The organism is Maridesulfovibrio salexigens DSM 2638 (genome assembly GCF_000023445.1).
Classification (GTDB): domain Bacteria; phylum Desulfobacterota; class Desulfovibrionia; order Desulfovibrionales; family Desulfovibrionaceae; genus Maridesulfovibrio; species Maridesulfovibrio salexigens.
Genome location: NC_012881.1, coordinates 108699 through 125030, shown reverse-complemented (window position 1 = coordinate 125030; position 16332 = coordinate 108699). Strand labels below are relative to the sequence as shown.

Here is a 16332-nt window from a genome sequence, read left to right as displayed (position 1 = left end):
GTTTACTGTCACTTCATTTTATGAGAAAGTCCGCCATCTAACCTATTCAGGAAAACAACCATGCCCGAAATAATTCTCATTCAAATCTCCGGCGAGGACAAACCCGGCCTGACTTCTGCTCTTACAGGGGTTCTGGCGGGCTACGGTATTGATATTCTGGATATCGGCCAGAGTGTAATTCACAGCCAGCTTGTACTCGGCATATTAATCCGCATCCCCCTTGAAGCGGAATCCGCGCCAGTGCTCAAAGACATCATGTTCAAAGGCTACGAACTGGGCGTAAACGTCAAGTTCAAACCTATCGAATCAGATAAGTACATGGACTGGGTCGATGCCCAAGGCAAGCCCAGACACATAGCCACACTCGTGGGTCACAAACTGACCGGAGCCCACATCTCTAGAATTTCTGAGATCATAGCCGACAACGGGTTGAACATTGATATGATCCATCGTCTGTCCGGTCGTATTCCCATGAACGGCGAACCTGCGCCGCGCCATGCCTGTGTTGAATTCTCCATCCGTGGAGTTCCTCAGGATCTGGACCGCATGCGCTCTAATTTTCTGGAAATGGCTGCCGAAGATCAGGTAGACATCGCCCTGCAGGAAGACAATGTTTTCCGCAGAAACAGACGACTTGTAGCTTTTGACATGGACTCCACCCTTATTCAGGCCGAAGTAATTGATGAACTGGCAAAGGCCGCCGGTTCCGGCGAAATTGTCAGCCGGATTACCGAATCAGCCATGCGTGGAGAAATCGATTTCAAAGAAAGCCTGCGCCAGCGTCTTGCAACCCTAAAAGGGCTTGATGAAAGCGTCATGGAAGATATCGCCCGCAAGCTGCCCATCACCGAAGGGGCCGAGCGTCTCATCTCCAACCTAAAAAAGTTCGGCTACAAGACCGCTATCATCTCCGGTGGATTCACCTATTTCGGAGAAAAGCTGCAGGAAAAGCTGGGTGTGGATTACGTCTACGCCAACCGCCTTGAAATCAAGGACGGCAAGCTGACCGGCGGTGTTATCGGAGACATTGTAGACGGAGCCAAGAAAGCTGAACTGCTGCGCAAGATCGCAGAAAAGGAAAAGATCAGCCTACAGCAATCCATTGCCGTTGGTGACGGAGCAAATGACCTGCCCATGCTCTCCATTGCCGGACTGGGGATTGCCTTCCATGCCAAGCCCAAGGTCAAGCAGGATGCCCGCCAGTCCATATCCCATTTCGGATTGGATTCCATATTGTATCTGATTGGACTACGCGACAGAGATACTGATTAAAAATAAATAAGCCCCGCAGGAGTTCTCCTGCGGGGCTTTTCCATACTCAATTCAATAATCCAGACTACATATCTACTGCTTTGATCCAGATTACAGCATCCTGAGAGAGTTCTTTACCTTTGAACTCAGTGTCAGGGCCGGAACCCAGTGCGCAGAATCCCCACCATCCAGCTTTGGGAACGGTGAAGGTTACGTAACCCTGAGCATCAGTCTTAACACCCATAGTTACAAAAGCGTCGTGAGGAGCTTCAGATTTTGCTTCTTTTTTGAAAGCATTGTTCTTCATATCGGGTTCGTGGTTCATGTACTCAACTTCAACATCAGCATTGGGAACGGGCTTGCCACCGGAAAGGAGCTGAGCCTTGAAGGTCATGCCGGTCCACATTGCATAAGGCTTAACAAGCGGAATCCACTCGGTCTTCAGACCCGCAGGAGCAGCCCAGTTACCGGGCAGGCCGCCAACGTTCATGTAAGTCTTGGTGATCTGCTGGATGTAGATATCTTCCTCACCTTCGTAGTAAGGAGCGGGAACCAGAACCAGAGTGTAGTCACCCATAGAACGAACAATCTTTTTGGGCAGCTTTGCTTCGTAAGCTTCACCGGAGTTGGTCAGGCTGGTCCAAGTGATGGGTTTGAGCAGCTTTTTGAGATCATATTTTTTGGTTTTACCCTCTTCACCCTTCTGGTGCAGCATAAAGAATTCTTCAGGCATACCCATTTTCATGGTGTGACCTGCTTCGTAGGGGTGGGTGAAAACGAGCTTTACATCAGTTTCAGCACCCTTGTTTTTTGCAATTTCCGGGGTGTAAATCATCTGAAAGTGCGCAGAAGCGGGAACCGCCATGGCAACCGCCAGCAACAGGTTGAGAAAAACTACCTTCATCTTCATCATATTTCTCCTGATTGTGATTTTGATCCTCTTTATCGAAAGATAAAGAAAATTTTTTGAATTTAAGGATTAGCTGCACGCACGATGGAACGCACACAATGCGTGCAGCAGTGCTGACTATTCAACAATATCGGAACTGTCGATTTCAATAGAATGGCCTTCGCCGCCATCAAAAGTAACAGTGTAGTGACCTGCGGGCTTCTTGAATTCAAATTCGCTGTTTTCGTTCATCGCACCCTTAAGGATAACTGCGCCGGAATCATCACGCACAAACAGTTTAACACCGGTAGCAGAAGAACCGTCAGAGAATCCTCCTTCGCAAAGAACGGTACCGTCACCGTTGTCAAAGCAACTGCAAAGAGGGGAATGGGCCAGAGCAGCAGTGGCGGAAAGAACGATCAGTCCGGCTGCCACGACGAGTTTAGCAATTATGTTTTTCATAGCTGTCTCCTGAGAGATTTTTATTGGTTACTTGGTTGATATTCATAGGATGCAGAGACTTTATCCGATGCAATCTTGTGCACCAGCGCAATCAGCAGCGCCACCGCCAAAGCAAGTGCATAAAATCCCTTCATCATGGTTATTCCACTTGCTCCTAGGGCTGTGCCCAGAGTGAAGACCGAAGAGGCCACACCGAAGCCGACTGCCGTAGGAAAGAAGATCGCAAAGAGCATCCACTTATAAGATCCTGTCTGTACCTTGACCATAATCGTGGCCGCGAGGCAGGGAGGATAGAGGGCAAAGAAAAGAATAACGGCAAGGGCATGCAGAGAATTCATACCGCTGTGCTGACTTTCATTGTCCATCCTCTGTTCAAGTGTCTGGTTATCATCAGCACCCTGCTGATAAAGAACACCCATAGTCGCCACGGAGGATTCGCGGGCCGCAAAGGAACTGATCAGGGCAATATTAATTTTCCAGTCAAAACCTGCATACTTAGTTACTGGCTCAAGAGAGCGTCCGATCATACCGAAGAAGGAAGTTTTGATTTTTTCTTCCTTAATCATGCGGCGCAGGGACTTTCTGGCAGTGGAGACCTTGCGCAGGGCACGGTTCACAACCTTGGCAGCCTTGTCACCGCGAGGCTTGATCAGGATAAAGGTGTCGGGATTGGCATTTTTAAATGAGCTGTCCACTCTTGCTGCCCCTTCCTTACCGGATGCATTCATGCGGGCACGCTTGTAATCATCATAGAGATTGAGCAACGGCAGCATTTTGTCACCGGTAGCAAGCTCTGCATAAGCATTATTCGCAACCTTGGAATCATAGGTTGCAATAGCTTTATTCATCTCAGCTTCGTAATGGTCCATACGTTCAGCCGAGAGTCCGGGAAACTGCAGCAAAGAAAACACGCACAGTGAAACCGCAACAACAATGGAGCCGACCTTTTTGATATATTCCCAAGTTCTTTCCAGCGACCTCCGGGCCACGCCGAAAAAAGTGGGAGCATGGTAGTTGGGCATCTCCATAATGAAGGGAGCTGTTTCACGGCCTTTAAGGACTGTTGTAGTCAGAAGCTTGGCAATAATCAGGGCCATGATGATCGTAATCGTCGAGATAAAGAACATTGCCCATGACTTGTGCTCCGCAAAATAAATGTTCACCAACAGCGTGTAGAGCGGAATTTTGGCAAGGCAGTTCATGAACGGCACAGTCAGGATGGTTGCCAGCCGAGAACGTTCATCAGGAATACCTTTTGTGGACATAATCCCCGGAACAGCGCAGCCCCCGGCAAAAACTCCGCCCAGAATAAACGGCAGGGTGGATTGCCCGTGCAGCCCGAAACTGTGGAAAATACGATCCAGAATAAATGCTATCCGGGCCATGTAACCGGAGTCCTCAAGAATTGCGATCAGCGCAAACAAAATCAGAAAAATGGGGACGTAGTTAAGCAAAGTATTGGCACTATCCACCATCCAGAGAATCATGGACCGCAACAGGGAATCCTCAATCAATCCGGCTGGCGGCAGGATCGATGCGACAAGATCCCTGAACTTGGCTAAAAACGGCCAAGTATACTTGGTCAGCTCATAACCCTGAACAATGGAGAGCTCATAAATAAGATAGACAGTAGCCAGCAGGAAAAATGGTGCCAAGGCGCGGTTCAGAACCCATTGATCGATCCTTTCGGAAATCGGCTGGCCGGAATCTTCTTCCTTGGTCACGCAGGCATCTACTATTTCCCCGGCGACCCTATCGCGGCAGGCCACGATGTAGTCACTGGTATCAACCCCTGTTTCATCTTCAAAAGCCATCCTGCGGGAAAGAGCATCTTCAATGATAGGGCTGCCGTTAGCATGCTTGGTCTCAACAATACTACGGGCCTCGGAATCATTTTCCAAAAGTTTGATCGCCAGCCAGCGCAAAGGATACAGAACACCAAGGCTGGTATCGGCTGCAAGCTGTTCTTCAAGCGCTTTCGCGTGAATCTCAAGATCACCGTAGTCGATAACCACAGGACGAGAATAAGCTTCCTGATTAACGGCCTTGCGGATTGCCGCTTTAAGGGCCTGCTTACCTTTACCCTTACGCCCAACAGTGGCGACAACGTCAACACCGAGACGATTGGTAAGTTCTTTCAAATCAATTGTAAGGCCCTGACTTTCTGCAACATCCATCATATTCAGGGCTACGGTTACCGGAAAATTCATCTCCAGAACCTGAAAGGTAAAATACAAACTGCGACGCAAACAGGTTGCATCCATTACGTTTACTACCACATCAGGCTTTTCTTCCAGCAGGAATTCGCGGGAAACACGCTCTTCAAGAGAAAACGAAGTCAGGCTGTAAGTACCGGGAAGATCGACCACTTCATAACGGGTCTTTCCTTCACGATAGCTTCCCACTTTCTTATCAACAGTCACACCGGGATAGTTGGCCACATGTTGGTTGGCCCCGGTTATCATATTATATGTTGTTGATTTACCGGCATTCTGCTGTCCGGCAAGAGCGACGAGAAAGTTGTCTTTCATCGTCTGTTTACCTTCAGCGCTCATCTTCCACCTCAATCTGGTAAGCCTCGGTACGACGCAGGGTCACGCAGTACCCTGCAACACGCAATTCAAGAGGGCAGCCCAATGTTGCCACACGGACTACTTCGATCTCCCTGCCGGGGACAAAACCCAAATCAAGCAACCTCTGCCGCACCGCACCAGCGGAAGAATGACCACGGATAATGGCTTTTCCTCCAATGGGGATGTCCAGAAGGCTTTTGCCACGCATGTGGCAAGGCTTCCCCTGTCTTCTTCCACCAGCACCATGACACCCCTTTCTTGTAGAAGCGGGCTCACGGTTAAAGAAATCAAACTTGTTCAACATAACTATAGCCTCTTTGTTTACATTCGATTTTGCGAATGAATTTCGAAATCAATTAGTATAGATGCAAATTTCAATTGTCAACAAGAAAAAAGCACCACTGCTCCGATAACAAAACTAATCTTATTTCGCCCTCTTTTTTACTTGATATTGACATTCGTTTTCATTAACGAACAGATGACTACGGGTTAACGGCAATGCTTCAAGAGCTCTTTCTTCCTATAATAAAGGTATAGGAGAAGCCAGAAGTATCGTGCCGGGGAGGAAAACAATTGCTTAATATTTTAAAAAGTAAATTCAAAACTTCATACTTATTGAATCGCAGACCTAACAGTAAAAACAAACTAAGGGCAAAGTCATTCTTGGCAGTTCTTCTGATACTTATCATGCCTGCCGCAGTCATGCTGGCTCTTACCGAGCTGGCTGACAAAAATGCCCTGCCGATGTTTATCTGCCTGCACTTCAGTTTGTGCATAGCCTTGTGCATGCCCATCTCAACCTGGCTCGAAGACTGGATGGTAAACAGGGAAGTACGCAAAATGAACTGCTTCTGCGTCAAACTCAAGCAAGGCAGGCTGGACCAGCGCCTTGAACTATATTCCAATAAAACAGGTTCAGCCACTGATGAACTTTGCATGTTGCAGCATAATCTGAACTGGCTGGCCCACTCCGTTGCCAAACGTGAATCCAGATTGACAGAGTCATTGGCTAAAACCCAGCGAGATAAGGAAAGACTTAACCTGCTTTCCTACACCGACCATCTTACCGGATTGTTCAATAAACGTTTTTTTGAGTTGAAGCTGGTAGAAACCTGCTCCAGATGCATTTCCTGCAAAACTCCGCTCCACCTAATGCTCATAGACTGCGACCACTTTAAAGAAGTCAATGATGTGTATGGCCATCAGGAAGGAGACAAACTCCTCGCAGAACTGGGCCAAATCATCAGTTCATCAGTGAGAAACGGCACTGATTTTCCTTTCCGTTTCGGTGGAGACGAGTTCGGAGCTATCCTTGTCGGCGTAGACTCAACCCGCTGCGAGCAGATCGCAGAGCGTATTCGAACCCGTTTTGCACAGATTAAAGTTGGTCAGGCAAGCTTGAGTATCGGCATCTCTAAACTCTGCTATCAAGCCATTGATCCTGAAGCTGAAGCTGAAAAATTGATCGCTTCCGCCGATAAAGCTCTGTACTTTGCTAAAAATACAGGAAGAGACAAGGTCATCAGTCCCGCGCAATACAAAGAAATAGAACATACCTTTGGTTCTCAGCAGACATAAGCCTCTGCTGAGAACCTTCTACCCTGCCATATCAGCTTTTGCTTCAGCTACCAGACGTGCAACTTCATCCTTGGCAGAACCGTACTGACGGGAAGCCCAGCTACCCGCTTTCACTCCGCCTTTAACTACTTTGGAGGCAGCCGGTCTAACGCCTCCGGCTTTGTATACAGCGTAGACAGCCACGCCAACAGCAGTTGCTGCAGTTGAAACCAGTAAAAATTTTCCGAGATTGAAACTCATTTTTATTCTCCTTGCAGAACCCTAGGTCTAAACAATTTATAACCTGAATATGACAAGCAACTATTTAGCGAAAGCCGTGCTAATGAAAATTACTTGCAGCATATGCTATTGTTTTCTGCAATCAGGGCAGATTCCATACAGAATCATCTTATGCCTGTTCACACTAAAATCGTATTTACTGGCCAACTTTTCCTGCAACTCCTCTATGCGCTCTTCAACAACTTCAATCCGGCAGTTGCAACGAATGCAAACCAGATGGTCATGATGTTCCCTGTTATGACGGCATTCGAACCGGGTAATCCCATCTCCAAAATCGAGAGATTCAGCAATGCCGCTATCAGACAGAAGCTTAATCGTCCGGTAAACCGTTGCCGGGCTGATGGACGAATCCCGCTTACTGACATGCTCATAAAGTTCTTCGCACGAATGATGGCCTTGAGTGCCCAGAAATACTTCCAATACGATACGTCGCTGCTCAGTAGCAGCCATTTTATTCTTGGTGAGATAATCCAAGAACTGAGTTTGCGGACTTGACATCCTTTCCTCCATTGTGGATTTTGTGAAAATGACACTGACGATTATTCTCAAGTGATAATCATTGTCAAGCAATAAGCACTCACTCCTGTTGAACAAATTTCTGCAATTGAAACTCAATAGTGCTGCTTTATAAAAAAATTAAGTCCGCTAATTATCAATACCACCATAAAAACAGTGACGGACTGCCGTCTAAGAATAAAGGAGAATGAAATGACCACACCGACAACAACAAGAATTCTTCCAGTAATTACTGCTTCTGCCGCTGCAACAGGAGCATTAGTTGGCGGAACAGTTGCTGCTGTTCGCTCCACAATTGCCGTTAAAGAAGGCAAAATAAGCAAAGGAGAAGCCGCAAAATCGGTTGCAACTGAATCAGCCGGAACCGGACTGGCGACTGCTGCGGGAGTAGCAGCCACCGGGGTGCTTGGTTTAGGAGGTTTGGCCGGACTGGTAGGATTCACCCTAGTTGCCACCGGAGCCAAGATGCTCTGGGATAAGGCTGTTCCAAATGCCCTCGATAGAAAACAGCCTACCCCTATCGAAGAAGCAGGTTAGATCTGCATTTACATTTCCATCTAACAGCCCTGCCCTGAATGCAGGGCTGTTACGCTTTTAGATCCATCCGTCAAAATAATAAGTTTTCGTTGACAAAGGGATTGCACATTTGTATTTCCTCTTTTGTGGAGTTGATACTCAATTTCAATTTCACAGGATGTCCGTCTGAAAATTCAGTAAACACAGGATCTTCATGTGAGAGCAGATAAAACATACGCAAGCATAAAGCATTCAATTCCGGGCAGAATCAGGTTTAAGGTGCCGGATCTAAGGAAAGACAAAATCCTTTGCGGCACTGTTGAAAGAAACCTTGAAAAAGTTGCCGGGATAATCCGCACCCGTACAAACGACAAGTGCGCTGCACTGGTAATCCGCTACAATCCTGACTTCATAAGCCCCGAACATGTTTACGAAGCTCTTCGGGAAATTGTAGCTGTCCATACCACCAAAATCTGTCCCATTAAAGACAAGAAGGAATGCGGATGTCCACAGGTTAAAGGTGCCCTGCGCTACTTTTCATTTGTTTCCGCTGTTGGCGGTGCCGTACTGATCAGTGAATCCCTGTTGGGAATTACAGTAGCTCAAACTCTGTTCAGCCCGTTGGGTTTCCTTACTGTCCTTGCGGCTGTTCCGCTGGTTAAGGAAGCTGTAACCAAGCTTCGCGAAAAAAAATTCGGACTTGAAGGTATTCTCGCCGGAGGGATTGTCGCTGCGGTAATTGCCGGGGAAGCCATGACCGCCTTCGAAATCCTCTGGATCAATGCAGGGGCGGAACTTCTAACCGCATGGATTACCGAACGTTCCCGCCGGGCAATTTCCGGTATTCTGGACAATACCACCCACCATACATTCGTACTTAGGGACGGGGTTGAAGTTGAGGTGGAGATCAACAACCTTAAAGAAGGCGATGTTGTAGTCCTCCATACCGGGGAAAAAATCTGCGTAGACGGAACCATTGTGGACGGTCAGGGATTGATTAATGAAGCACCCATCACCGGACGTGCCGACTTCATTCACAAACAACAGGATGATCAGGTTTTTGCCGGAACATTCGTGCGCGAAGGAGTCATCTATGTCCGGGCTGAAGAAGTTGGTGACAAGACCTATCTGGCCCGTATTCTCCACAAAGTGGAAGACTCCCTTGAGAACAAGACCGCCATTGAATCCACAGCCGACAAACTTTCGGTACGTCTGGTCAAAATCGGCTTTGCCTGTACTGTGGGCACCCTGCTCATCACAGCTGACCCGTGGCGTGCCTTCACCGTGCTGCTGGTTATGGCCTGCCCCTGTGCAACCGTACTTTCCGCTTCAACGCCCATCAGTACAGCCATCAGTACAGCTGCCAAGAACAACATTCTTATCAAGGGCGGCAGATACCTTGAAGAAGTCGGTAAATGCGATATAGCCTGCTTCGATAAAACCGGAACCCTGACCGGAAGCGAACCAAGCCTTGAACATATACACACCACCGAAGGTGTCACAGAAAGTGAACTTCTGACTTATGCCTTTTCCGTGGAAACCCACAACCATCATCCGCTGGCTCAGGCAATCAAGCATGAAGCCGGACTCAGGAAGATTTCGCCCCTGCCTCACACTGTGTGTGAATATTTCTTAGGCAAGGGAATGCGCGCCGAACTCCCTGAGAATGAAAACCATTCTACAGAGATTTTAGTGGGTAACAAAAAGCTCACAGAACAATTTGATGTGCGCATAGGTAGCTTAAGCAGGCAGGTTTCCACTCTCAAGCGTAAAGGACTGACCGTGCTTTACGTAGTAAAAGACAAAGATCCCATCGGATTACTGGCTTTTGCCAACACCATACGCGAAGAGTCCGCAACGGTCCTCAACGCTCTCGGGGCAGGCGGAGTTGACCGCACTGTTTTGGTCACCGGAGATGAACCAGCAACGGCAAATGATCTTGCCCGTACTCTGAATATCCCGGAAATCCACGCTTCAGCCATGCCGGAAGAAAAGGCAACCCTCGTGCGAACCCTGCAAAGTGAAGGGGGCAAAGTCATGATGGTCGGTGACGGCATCAACGATGCCCTTGCGCTTGCGCAGGCTGACGTTGGGGTTGCCATGGGGACCGGAGGAGCTGAAGTCGCTGTTGAAGCAGCTGATATCGCACTGGTCGATGATGACCTTAAGGGGCTCATGTACGTCCAGCAATTAAGTCAGGACACTGTGAAAATCGCCTACCAGAACTTCTGGCTGGCAACAGGTTCAAATATAGCGGGAGTCATCATGGGAGCCACCGGGGTCCTCTCTCCGGTCATGGCCGGATTCCTGCACATTCTGCATACCATGGGAGTAATCGCCAACTCTTCGAGGCTGCTCCTGCATTCACCTGAAGCAATCGAATCCAAACAAGGCAAAATTTATGAACTTCCGCAAAATAGTTGAACTGGAAAAGCATCTTGATGTGGCCCATCACATACCGGGCAGGATCAGGGTTAAATTCAGCCCGCTCATTTTAACCAAGCCTGTTGCGCTGGCAGCAATGAAAGAACATTCCGAGCTGCCGGAAGCCATCAAAGATGCCCGGGTCAACATGGCCGCACGGTCAGTGGTTATTGAATACGATCCCGAACAGATTCAGCCGGAACTGGTTGAAGAGCTTATTCAGGGAACAGACAAAGACAAGAAAGCACAAATCATCAGTGACCTCTACGGCAGGCTGATGAACAACGGATAAATAGATATTACTTAGAGGAGCTAACCGAAATGAGCACCGAACATACCGCACCCGAAGCACAGCAGACCGCACCACAACAGCCCTACACCTCCCAGCCCGTTATGGGACCGGATCAGGGCCAGCCGCACTTTTCCTACACCACCCCCGGCGATCCGTATCAGGGAGCACCTGTTGCCGGGAATGTGCAGCCTGACATGAATGCCCAACAGCCCATGCAGCAGCCCGTTTATCAGCAACCGATGCAGCAGCCTGCACAGCCTGTTTACGGACAGCCCGTGTATTACGGTCAGCCTGTATATGGTCAGCCAGTCTACAACCAGCCGGTATACGGACAGGTTTACCAGCAGCCCATGCAGCAACCGATTCAGCAGCCAATGCAACAACCAGTATATCAGCAGCCCGTTCAGCAACCTGTACAGCAGGCTCCTACCATCGATCCCAGCACCTCTGAGGATCAGGTCAAACAATTTGTGGATCTGGTTAAGGATACTGCTGAAGGAAAAGCTGATCCGGCAAGTTTCCTAAGCTTTTTCAACGGTATTGATGACGGTTTCTGGAAAGGCCTTCTCGTGGGCGCGGGTATCACCTTTGTCTGCACCAGCAAGACCGTAAGATCCATCTTCACTTCCGGCGGCGGAAAAGAAGAGATGTCCGCTGAAGAAATGGAAAGAATGGAAGATCTCAAGGCCGAACAGGAATACATGGCCGCACAGGCTGCCAAAGAAGCAGAAAAGGAGTAAAAAATGAGTCAGGATTACAACAACGACTACGTATATAATTATCAGGACCCGCAGCTCACCGAGCAGCAGCGTATTGATTCCCAGCAGTTGGTTCAGCCTGTGAGTGAACCCTCCACAGTCAAAAGCTGGGTAAATTTCACAGACTCCCGTTATTTGAAAGGGTTCCTCGTGGGTGCGGGCGTGGCACTTGTTGCCTCCAACCCCAAAGTCCAGAAAGCGGTTGTTTCCGGTGCGGTTAAAACATGGTCCGCTGTTCAGGGCGGCATTGAAGAAGCCAAGGAAAAAATTCACGACATCAAAGCCGAAGCGCAGTCTGAGTAAGAAGCCTCCGACGGCTGGGGAAGGGGAAACTCTTGCAAGAGTTTCCCCTTCCCCAGACCCCATCCCCTTCAGAACCTTTTAGTATGCTTCGCTCCTAGCGCCTTTGTACGGCCTTTGAAACGGAAAAAGCGAAGCCCTAATGAAAGTTTTGGGAGAGTCCAGAGAACCTTTTTTCAAAAAGGTTCTTTGGCCCTCGGAGAGCCCCCGGAGGGACACCAAGATGAACGCTTTACCTGAAAATACTGACCTGATTAAAACTAAAGGCAAAAAAATCTTCCGCCAATGCAAGGACTGTCCGCTTACTCCGAGTAAGACCAAGACAGCCGCCAAGGTTGGAATGGTTGCCACACTCGGGGCTTCAGCGGCTTCCGGCGTGCTTAAGTTCAAAGGTGCAAAGCCGTTGCATCTCTGGGCTTCTTTTGCCTTTGTCGGCTTTACAGCTTTGCATTGGGCGGTTTCCAGAAGACCGCAGAGGACAACCAGATGATCGGAATTCCGAATACACGAAAACGTTTTAAAATAGTCCACGAACTCCCTAAGAGGATCAGACTGAAGTCACTGGTCCTGCTTGCTCCTGATCTGGACCACAACTATCTGCAAGCCAGCGTGGAATCGCTGAATGGAGTTAAATCGGTCAGGATCAACGGCCCTGCCTTTTCCATTGCTGTTGAATACGATGGTACACCTGAAGTACGTTCAGCCATTATTGAAACTCTTGATGATATTCCGCAAGAAGCTTTCCTTAAAGACAACGAACGAGAACACAATGTAGACCTGATTGACGTTGGCGCACGGACCGCAGCAGCTGCGGCAACACCTTTCCTTCCCTTGCCCGTGCAGGCGGCTACAAGCTGGATGCTGGGTATTCCCGGCATTGTGAAAGGGCTGGAAACCCTTTTTACCCGCGGAGTCAAAATTGAAGTGCTGGACGGTACCGTTAAAGCACTCTCCCTGTTGCGCGGTGACTACTTCACCTCCAACTCTGTAGGTGCCCTGCTCTGCCTTGGAGAATACTTGGAAGATCAGTCCGAACAGAAATCCACTGACCTGCTCAAGACTCTGCTCAAACCTCAGGTCGAAAAAATATGGATCGAGAAAGACGGACGCGAACTTGAAATAGATTTCAACGATCTACAGGTCGGTGACATTGTAGTCTGCGGTCCCGGTGAACTTATTCCCATAGAAGGAACAATCGTTGAAGGCGATGGTTCAGTAAACCAGAGCTCCATTACCGGAGAATCCGTTCCCATCCACCTGCAGCCCGGAGACGCAACCCTTTCCGGCGCGGTAGTTGAAGAAGGAACCCTCAAAATCAGGGCTGACAAGGTCGGAGCTGAAACAGGCATGGCCCGCATCAACCGCTATCTGGAAAGTTCCCTGCGGTCACAGTCAAAGAACCAGATTCAATCCGCAGAACTCGCTGACAAACTGGTTCCCCTGACCTTCGGAGCCGGTCTCGGGATTTATGCCCTGACCGGAGACTTAGCCCGCGCAGCATCGGTGCTGACCGTTGACTACTCCTGCGCCATTAAACTTTCCACTCCTGTAGCCACCCGTACTTCCATGTATACCGCCAGTAAAGCCGGTGTGTTGCTCAAGGGAGGACAGGCTCTCGACAATCTGGCCGCAGTGGACACAATCGTCTTTGACAAGACCGGCACCCTGACCAAAGGGGAGCTGAAAGTTACCGACATCGTGCCTATGCCCCTTTATGAAGAAGAGGAACTGCTTTCCATTGCTGCCGGAGCGGAGGAACATTACGCCCATCCAGTAGCAAGGGCGGTGGTTAACGAAGCCAAAGAGCAGGGAATTCAACTCCCAGAAGTAAGCGGAGTCGACTTCATCGTGGCCCACGGAGTTTCCGCCTACGTTGACGGCAAACGCGTCCTTGTGGGCAGTCAGCATTTTGTTGAAGAAGATGAGCACGTGGATTGCTCCTATATGGAAAAGAAAGCCACCCAGTTGCGCAATCAAGGTAAAAACCTGCTCTTTGTAGCCATGGACGAAGAACTTATCGGTGTCATTGCCATGCGTGATGAACTGCGCCCGGAAGCTCTTGAAGCACTCGAAGCATTCAAGGATGCCGGAATCAAGCGCATTGAAATTCTCACCGGCGATCACCGCTCCACCGCACTGGCCCTCGCTGCCCAGTTGCCTCCGGTGGATGCTGTCCACTGGGAGCTTAAGCCTGAAGACAAGGCCAACATCGTCAAGGAACTCAAGGAGGGCGGTGCCAAGGTTGCATTCGCCGGAGACGGGGTCAACGATACCCCGGCCCTTGTCTGCGCCGATGTAGGCATCTGCATGCCGTCCGGGGCAGACCTTGCCCGTGAATCAGCACAAGTGGTCATGCTCAATGAAGATATGCTTACCCTTGTGGAAGCCCACCGCATTGCTCTGACCAACCGCGAAACCCTGAGTAATTGCCTCTGGTCTGCTGTCGGCATCAACTCCGCCACTCTGCTGCTGGCCGGTATGGGTAAAATATCCACTCTTGCTGCGGCTATGACCCACAACTTAAGTACCGTGGGCATACTGGGATACGCAGCCATGAAGACATCATCTGCGAACAAACCGCAAGAGTATGCAAAGGAGATCCAATAATGTCCCTGACATTAAGAAATGCACCGGTTGAAACAAACCTGATGCTCAAGGCCGTGACCAGCGACAGTCTTAAAAACCGCCTTGAGCGCATGGGACTGCATATAGGTTCGGAACTGGCAATTATGTCCGAAGATTCGGTCCAGCATCCGGTAAGGATCAAAGGACCGCATGGAGAAGTGCTCCTTGCCGCGGGAATGGCCTCCAAGGTTATTGTACACCACGATGACGGACACAAGACCCCTGTCTTTGAAATGAATCCCGGTGAACACGGGCACATTGAAGGACTTACCGCCGGATCTCAGCTGGAAAAAAGCCTCAAGATCCTTGGAATATCCGAGGGAGATGATATTAAGCTGGTCCGCTGCCTGCCGCCCATGACCTACAGGGCGGTAGTAGATGGTAAGCAAACCTCACTCACCGAGGGCATGGCTGCCAAAGTCTGGGGGGAATGCGATGGAATAGCCTGCCAGTTGGCAACCTGCGGCAAAGGTCGCCCTTTCGCAGTTAAAAATATTCTGGGGGGACCAAGAGCGGCAAAATCAATCTCAGCCATCGGCATCAAGCCCGGTGCTAATGTAACTCTTGAAACCGTTGAGCCTGCCCGGGCCATCGGAATGACTCCCGGTGCCCGCATAATCATCATGACCAAGGAAGGCTTACGCCTGCATCTGCGACCGGACCAAGCAGAAACCATGCTGGTTACTGAAATATAATTACAAACGAAAAGGCCGTAACCCTCAGGATTACGGCCTTTTCGTATACTCTATTAAGGATTCCAAAGGGGATTATCCCCTTTGGCTGCCAGAGGCAAAATCTTTTAACAAGAGCGCGTAGCGCATCACTTCTTTTGCTGATCAGCTTTAAGCTGCCCGCATGCCGCTTTAATATCCTGCCCCATAGACCTGCGGATAGTTGCGGTTATCTTTTTATCCCAGAGATATTTTTCAAAGGCCAGAACCTTCTCTCTTGTGGGGGCCTTGTAAAGAGGCTCGTCACCGGGATTGTAAGCAATAAGGTTAACCTTGCAACGGCGATGTCCGAGCAGTTTAACCAATTGCTTGGCGTGCTCAATGGAATCGTTGACTCCGCCCAGCAAGAGATATTCATAAGTAACCTTCTCCCGAGGCTTAAGCGGAAAACGGTCCATTGCTGCCAACAAGTCTTCGATGTGAGTCTTGGCGGCCTTGGGCATAATCTTCTCACGCAGTTCCTGTGTGGGAGCATGCAGGGAAATTGCAGGGAGGGTCAGCCCGGTCTTGCCCAGCTCTTCCAACTGCTTTACGAAGCCAACGGAAGAAACAGTTATGCGCCGGGGCACAAAGGAAAGGCCGTCCTGATTATTAAGATTGCGCAGGGTGCGAATCAAATTATCAAGGTTGAGCAGAGGCTCGCCCATACCCATGAAAACAAGATTCTTGAGTGGATCAAGATTATTTTCGCGCAGGTATTTACGGCCCGCAAGAACCTGACCGAGCATCTCGGACATGGACATATTACGCTCAAAGCCCATCAAACCGGTGTTGCAGAAAGTGCAGGCCATCGCGCAGCCCACCTGAGTGGACAGGCACTGGGTGTAACGTCCCTCCATGGGGATAAGCACAGTCTCCACCAGAGCACCGTCTTTCAGGCGCAGGAGCAGCTTGATGGTGCCGTCCTTACTGGTCTGGACCACATCCACCTGCGGATGGTTGATAACCGCTTTGGCCTTCAATTCATCACGTAGATTCTTGGCAAGGTTGGTCATGGAATCGAAATCTTCGACACCTTTCTGCCAGAGCCATTGCCAGATCTGGTCGGTACGAAAACGGGGAGCCTTCAGCTCCTGCGAGACAAAACTTTCCAGCTCGCTGTATTCCAAATCAAGTATATCTATCATTTTATTATTAT

At 49.5% G+C, this 16332-nt stretch carries 17 protein-coding genes; 10 read left to right on the top strand and 7 right to left on the bottom strand.

What is annotated here, in order from left to right; genetic code table 11:
* Positions 1–60 precede the first annotated feature (60 nt).
* The gene (serB, locus tag DESAL_RS00610) at positions 61–1272 is read left to right on the top strand and encodes a phosphoserine phosphatase SerB (protein WP_012765712.1); all 1212 of its coding nucleotides are present in this window, start codon (positions 61–63) and stop codon (positions 1270–1272) included.
* Positions 1273–1336: 64 nt separating this feature from the next.
* Here the strand turns inward: serB and DESAL_RS00605 are convergent, their stop codons facing one another.
* The 4 genes from DESAL_RS00605 to DESAL_RS00590 form a co-directional block, all read right to left on the bottom strand.
* A complete protein-coding gene (locus tag DESAL_RS00605) occupies positions 1337–2161 on the bottom strand; it encodes a DUF4198 domain-containing protein (RefSeq protein ID WP_012765711.1) in 825 nt (274 codons plus the stop codon).
* A 117-nt stretch (positions 2162–2278) separates the two neighbouring features.
* Positions 2279–2602, bottom strand: a complete 324-nt coding sequence (locus DESAL_RS00600; protein WP_012765710.1) for a hypothetical protein — start codon at positions 2600–2602, stop codon at positions 2279–2281.
* 20 nt (positions 2603–2622) lie between these two features.
* Positions 2623–5157, bottom strand: a complete 2535-nt coding sequence (gene feoB / locus DESAL_RS00595; RefSeq protein ID WP_012765709.1) for a ferrous iron transport protein B — start codon at positions 5155–5157, stop codon at positions 2623–2625.
* A complete protein-coding gene (locus DESAL_RS00590; RefSeq protein WP_012765708.1) occupies positions 5147–5479 on the bottom strand; it encodes a FeoA family protein in 333 nt (110 codons plus the stop codon). The genes feoB and DESAL_RS00590 overlap by 11 nt, the downstream gene beginning before the upstream one ends.
* A 359-nt stretch (positions 5480–5838) precedes the next feature.
* On the opposite strand from DESAL_RS00590, the gene DESAL_RS00585 reads away from it, so the two are divergent.
* Positions 5839–6753, top strand: a complete 915-nt coding sequence (locus DESAL_RS00585) for a GGDEF domain-containing protein (protein ID WP_245543769.1) — start codon at positions 5839–5841, stop codon at positions 6751–6753.
* An 18-nt stretch (positions 6754–6771) separates the two neighbouring features.
* On the opposite strand, the gene DESAL_RS00580 is transcribed toward DESAL_RS00585, so the two are convergent.
* Positions 6772–6993 (bottom strand): hypothetical protein, encoded by a 222-nt coding sequence (locus tag DESAL_RS00580; RefSeq protein ID WP_012765706.1) that lies wholly within the window; start codon positions 6991–6993, stop codon positions 6772–6774.
* Positions 6994–7098: 105 nt separating this feature from the next.
* A complete protein-coding gene (locus DESAL_RS00575) occupies positions 7099–7530 on the bottom strand; it encodes a Fur family transcriptional regulator (RefSeq protein WP_012765705.1) in 432 nt (143 codons plus the stop codon).
* A 210-nt stretch (positions 7531–7740) separates the two neighbouring features.
* On the opposite strand from DESAL_RS00575, the gene DESAL_RS00570 reads away from it, so the two are divergent.
* The 8 genes from DESAL_RS00570 (at position 7741) to DESAL_RS00535 (ending at position 15158) form a co-directional block, all read left to right on the top strand.
* Positions 7741–8085: a magnetosome protein MamC family protein gene (locus tag DESAL_RS00570; RefSeq protein ID WP_012765704.1), complete on the top strand. Its 345-nt coding sequence runs from the start codon at positions 7741–7743 to the stop codon at positions 8083–8085.
* 195 nt (positions 8086–8280) lie between these two features.
* A complete protein-coding gene (locus tag DESAL_RS00565; RefSeq protein WP_012765703.1) occupies positions 8281–10488 on the top strand; it encodes a heavy metal translocating P-type ATPase in 2208 nt (735 codons plus the stop codon).
* Positions 10466–10780 carry an HMA2 domain-containing protein gene (locus tag DESAL_RS00560; protein ID WP_012765702.1) on the top strand — a complete coding sequence of 105 codons (315 nt, stop codon included), beginning with the start codon at positions 10466–10468 and terminating at the stop codon, positions 10778–10780. Before DESAL_RS00565 ends, DESAL_RS00560 begins: the two co-directional genes overlap by 23 nt.
* 29 nt (positions 10781–10809) lie before the next feature.
* Positions 10810–11520 (top strand): hypothetical protein, encoded by a 711-nt coding sequence (locus DESAL_RS00555; RefSeq protein ID WP_012765701.1) that lies wholly within the window; start codon positions 10810–10812, stop codon positions 11518–11520.
* 3 nt (positions 11521–11523) lie between these two features.
* A complete protein-coding gene (locus tag DESAL_RS00550; RefSeq protein WP_012765700.1) occupies positions 11524–11841 on the top strand; it encodes a YtxH domain-containing protein in 318 nt (105 codons plus the stop codon).
* Positions 11842–12061: 220 nt separating this feature from the next.
* Entirely contained in the window at positions 12062–12328 is a 267-nt protein-coding gene (locus DESAL_RS00545) for a hypothetical protein (protein ID WP_012765699.1), read from the top strand.
* Positions 12325–14445: a heavy metal translocating P-type ATPase gene (locus DESAL_RS00540; protein WP_012765698.1), complete on the top strand. Its 2121-nt coding sequence runs from the start codon at positions 12325–12327 to the stop codon at positions 14443–14445. Before DESAL_RS00545 ends, DESAL_RS00540 begins: the two co-directional genes overlap by 4 nt.
* Positions 14445–15158, top strand: a complete 714-nt coding sequence (locus DESAL_RS00535; protein ID WP_012765697.1) for a FeoA domain-containing protein — start codon at positions 14445–14447, stop codon at positions 15156–15158. Before DESAL_RS00540 ends, DESAL_RS00535 begins: the two co-directional genes overlap by 1 nt.
* A gap of 125 nt (positions 15159–15283) precedes the next feature.
* Here DESAL_RS00535 and rlmN read toward each other — a convergent pair whose 3' ends face one another.
* Positions 15284–16321 (bottom strand): dual-specificity RNA methyltransferase RlmN, encoded by a 1038-nt coding sequence (rlmN, locus tag DESAL_RS00530; protein ID WP_041722029.1) that lies wholly within the window; start codon positions 16319–16321, stop codon positions 15284–15286.
* Positions 16322–16332: the final 11 nt, after the last annotated feature.

What these genes read in the sequence shown, in the direction of transcription:
- DESAL_RS00605 (WP_012765711.1), bottom strand. Translation starts at nt 2,161, where the DNA reads ATGAAGATGAAGGTAGTTTTTCTCAACCTGTTGCTGGCGGTTGCCATG.
- DESAL_RS00550 (WP_012765700.1), top strand. Translation starts at nt 11,524, where the DNA reads ATGAGTCAGGATTACAACAACGACTACGTATATAATTATCAGGACCCG.
- DESAL_RS00555 (WP_012765701.1), top strand. Translation starts at nt 10,810, where the DNA reads ATGAGCACCGAACATACCGCACCCGAAGCACAGCAGACCGCACCACAA.
- DESAL_RS00575 (WP_012765705.1), bottom strand. Translation starts at nt 7,530, where the DNA reads ATGTCAAGTCCGCAAACTCAGTTCTTGGATTATCTCACCAAGAATAAA.
- DESAL_RS00600 (WP_012765710.1), bottom strand. Translation starts at nt 2,602, where the DNA reads ATGAAAAACATAATTGCTAAACTCGTCGTGGCAGCCGGACTGATCGTT.
- DESAL_RS00545 (WP_012765699.1), top strand. Translation starts at nt 12,062, where the DNA reads ATGAACGCTTTACCTGAAAATACTGACCTGATTAAAACTAAAGGCAAA.
- DESAL_RS00570 (WP_012765704.1), top strand. Translation starts at nt 7,741, where the DNA reads ATGACCACACCGACAACAACAAGAATTCTTCCAGTAATTACTGCTTCT.
- DESAL_RS00580 (WP_012765706.1), bottom strand. Translation starts at nt 6,993, where the DNA reads ATGAGTTTCAATCTCGGAAAATTTTTACTGGTTTCAACTGCAGCAACT.
- DESAL_RS00560 (WP_012765702.1), top strand. Translation starts at nt 10,466, where the DNA reads ATGAACTTCCGCAAAATAGTTGAACTGGAAAAGCATCTTGATGTGGCC.
- feoB (WP_012765709.1), bottom strand. Translation starts at nt 5,157, where the DNA reads ATGAGCGCTGAAGGTAAACAGACGATGAAAGACAACTTTCTCGTCGCT.
- rlmN (WP_041722029.1), bottom strand. Translation starts at nt 16,321, where the DNA reads ATGATAGATATACTTGATTTGGAATACAGCGAGCTGGAAAGTTTTGTC.
- DESAL_RS00590 (WP_012765708.1), bottom strand. Translation starts at nt 5,479, where the DNA reads ATGTTGAACAAGTTTGATTTCTTTAACCGTGAGCCCGCTTCTACAAGA.
- DESAL_RS00540 (WP_012765698.1), top strand. Translation starts at nt 12,325, where the DNA reads ATGATCGGAATTCCGAATACACGAAAACGTTTTAAAATAGTCCACGAA.
- DESAL_RS00535 (WP_012765697.1), top strand. Translation starts at nt 14,445, where the DNA reads ATGTCCCTGACATTAAGAAATGCACCGGTTGAAACAAACCTGATGCTC.
- serB (WP_012765712.1), top strand. Translation starts at nt 61, where the DNA reads ATGCCCGAAATAATTCTCATTCAAATCTCCGGCGAGGACAAACCCGGC.